Here is a 3628-nt window from a genome sequence, read left to right on the forward strand (position 1 = left end):
TTTTTGTCCTTCGTGGTGACATCGGCTTTAAAACCTATGACCCATCGTATGACTTAGGAAACCGTTGGTTTAAGGATTATAATTTCGGGAATGCCGTTTATAATATTGGGATTAACTATCCTTTTTAGGAAGGAGAATTAAGTGCTGAGAATTAAGTATTAAGAGTTAGGATAGCGTTTCACAAACAGCGATCGATGGTCTAATAAACATCCTGAGGCAGGGCTCAGAACGTATCACAGAAGAATTCCTTTTTAATGCTTCGACAGGCTCAGCAATCTTGTTTCGACAGATTCGGCAATTCACTTATATAAGCTAATAAATTAGATTCTAAATAACTCCTAATGTTATTTTAAAAAGACGATGGCTTTTAATGTCGAATAACGAATACGGAATAACGAATGTTGAAGTATTGAGTCGGTCGATTATTGGAGATAGTGCATTTTTGATTTCAGTTTTAGCATATATATTATCAATGTCGTTAGGTGTTATTTTCGTTGCGACTTTAGCGAAAACTTGGGGTCTTGGCATTTAATCAACGTTGATTTATTTCAACCGCAATGGGCGCAAAGTTTAGCGCAAGGTGCGCAAGGTTAATGTGGCTGAAACTTCGACTAGTTCAGTAACCGAGTTAAAATTGAATTAGATTACAAATAAATCCTAAATTATTTTAAAAAGACGAGGACTTTAATGTCGAATAACGAATACAGAATAACGAATCATGAAGTATTAAAGCGGTCGATTATTGGAGATAGTGCATTTTGATATCATTTTCAACGTATAGATCATCAATGTCGTTAGATTTTATTTTCGTTGCAACCTTCGCGAAAACCCGTAGCGTCTTTGCGTTTAAACAGCTTTGATTTATTTTAACCGCAATGGGCGCAAAGTTTAGCGCAAGGTTAATGTGGCTGAAACTTCGACTAGTTCAGTAACCGAGTTAAAATTGAATTAGATTACAAATAACTCCTAAATTATTTTAAAAAGACGAGGACTTTTAATGTCGAATAACGAATACAGAATAACGAATCATGAAGTATTGAAGCGGTCGATTATTGGAGATAGTGCATTTTGATATTATTTTCAACTTCTTTGCGTTTAAACAGTGATGATTTATTCTAACCGCAATGGGCGCAAGGTTAATGAGGCTGAAACTTCGACAAGTTCAGTAACCGAGTTAAAATTGAATTAGATTACAAATAACTCCTAAATTATTTTAAAAAGACGAGGACTTTTAATGTCGAATAACGAATACGGAATAACGAATGTTGAAGTATTGAATCGGTCGTTTTATGAGGATTAGTGCATTTTTGATTTCAGTTTTATACCACATTTCGCTTCTAGACAATAAACTCTAGACTCTAAACTCATCTCATGAAACATCAAAATAGTGGCGATTTCGAAAGTTTGATCACTAGGATTATTATACATCTATGCAGTTTCATTTTAAAATTGACAAGTAAGCTCAAACTACAAGGTTTTCGGTATCAAAACATCGCTTGTTCATAAAAACAACGGCACCAAAACCTTGACTTTGTTTTAATTTCATTATTTTTGAAACTAAATTAATATTAAAATAATATGAGTCATAATATAAAGCCAGGCGTTGCTACCGGCAAAGAGGTGCAGGCTATTTTTAAATTGGCAAAAGAGAAACAATTCGCATTACCAGCCGTTAACGTTATTGGATCAGACACTATCAATGGGGTTTTAGAAACTGCAGCTGCATTAAATGCGCCCGTAATTATTCAGTTTTCCAATGGCGGTGCTATCTTTAATGCAGGTAAAGGCTTGAGCAATGAAGGACAAAAAGCGGCTATTGCAGGTGCCGTTGCAGGTGCAAAACACGTACATCTTTTGGCTGAAGCCTATGGTGTTCCAGTAATCTTGCATACAGACCATGCTGCAAAAAAATTATTGCCTTGGATTGACGGTCTTTTGGATGCCAGTGAACAGCACTTTAAGGAAACAGGAAAGCCTTTATACAGTTCTCATATGATCGATCTTTCTGAGGAACCTTTGGAAGAGAATATCGAGACCTGTAAAACCTATTTGAAGCGTATGAGCAAAATGGGAATGACCTTAGAAATTGAATTAGGTATTACTGGTGGTGAGGAAGATGGTGTTGACAATTCAGATGTTGATGTTTCTAAATTATATACACAACCGGAAGAGGTTGCTTATGCTTTTGAAGAATTAAGCAAGATAAGTGACCAATTTACGATTGCCGCTGCTTTTGGAAACGTTCATGGCGTTTACAAACCAGGAAACGTCAAATTGACGCCAAAAATTCTTAAGAACTCTCAAGAATTCCTATCTAAAAAACACAATTTACCACATAATCATATTGATTTTGTATTCCATGGTGGATCAGGATCAAGCGTTGAAGAAATCAGGGAAGCTATTGGATATGGTGTGATCAAAATGAATATTGATACAGACATGCAATATGCATTTATGAGCGGTATTCGCGATTACTTCAAAGAAAACGATGCCTATTTACAATCTCAAATTGGAAATCCAAACGGCCCAGATTCGCCAAACAAAAAATATTACGACCCTCGTGTATGGCTTAGAAAAGGTGAAGAAACCTTTGTTGCAAGATTAAAAAAGGCGTTTGAAGATTTAAACAATGTGAATACTTTATAACTTTGCATTTATAGAACTAACTTTTTATGGAGATTTTTAAATTCAAAAACCTTCAATCATAAATCTAAAATCATAAATCATAATGTCTTGGTTTAAAAGAAAAACAAAAGGAATTACCACTACTACAGAGGAAAAGAAGGACACGCCAAAAGGCTTGTGGTACAAATCTCCAACGGGTAAAATTATCGATACCGAAGAGCTGGAGAAAAACTTTTTTGTAAGCCCTGAAGATGGATACCATGTAAGGATTGGCAGTAAGGAGTATTTTCAAATTTTATTTGATGACAATAAGTTTAAGGAACTCGACGCTAATTTAGCGTCCAAGGATCCTTTAAAATTTGTAGACACTAAACCATATCCAGATCGCTTGAAAGCTGCTGAAGAAAAAACCAAACTTAAAGATGCCGTTCGCTGTGCCGTAGGAAAATCTAAAGGAAAAAATCTTGTGGTAGCTTGTATGGATTTTGCTTTTATCGGTGGATCGATGGGAAGTGTTGTGGGAGAGAAAATTGCTCGTGCCGGGGAATATGCCTTAAAGAAAAAACTACCATTTCTTATCATTTCAAAATCTGGTGGCGCACGAATGCAGGAAGCAGCTTTGTCATTAATGCAATTGGCTAAAACATCAGCTAAATTAGCGGAATTGGCAGACGCAAACATTCCTTACATCTCTTTGTGCACCGACCCAACCACAGGTGGAACAACTGCTTCGTTTGCAATGCTAGGCGACATCAACATCAGTGAACCTGGCGCCTTAATTGGATTTGCAGGACCACGAGTGGTTAGAGATACAACTGGACAAGAATTACCTGAAAACTTCCAAACTGCGGAATTTTTATTGGAACACGGCTTTTTAGATTTTATCACAGAACGTAAGGATTTGAAAAACAAGATCAATCTTTATATTGATTTGATTACCAATCAGCCCTTGCGCGTTTAAAATTAAAGACCTTTATAAATTAATTTGCCACAACTAAACGAT

General features: G+C 36.0%; 2 protein-coding genes. Both read left to right on the top strand.

The window, feature by feature from the left end; translation table 11 throughout:
- Positions 1-1578 precede the first annotated feature (1578 nt).
- Positions 1579-2646, top strand: coding sequence for a class II fructose-bisphosphate aldolase (gene fbaA, locus ABIQ28_RS13935; protein WP_348038338.1), 1068 nt, complete (start codon positions 1579-1581; stop codon positions 2644-2646).
- A gap of 82 nt (positions 2647-2728) precedes the next feature.
- A complete protein-coding gene (gene accD, locus ABIQ28_RS13940; RefSeq protein ID WP_348038343.1) occupies positions 2729-3586 on the top strand; it encodes an acetyl-CoA carboxylase, carboxyltransferase subunit beta in 858 nt (285 codons plus the stop codon).
- Positions 3587-3628: the final 42 nt, after the last annotated feature.

This window comes from Gelidibacter sp., from assembly GCF_039916245.1.
Taxonomy (GTDB): Bacteria; Bacteroidota; Bacteroidia; order Flavobacteriales; family Flavobacteriaceae; genus Gelidibacter.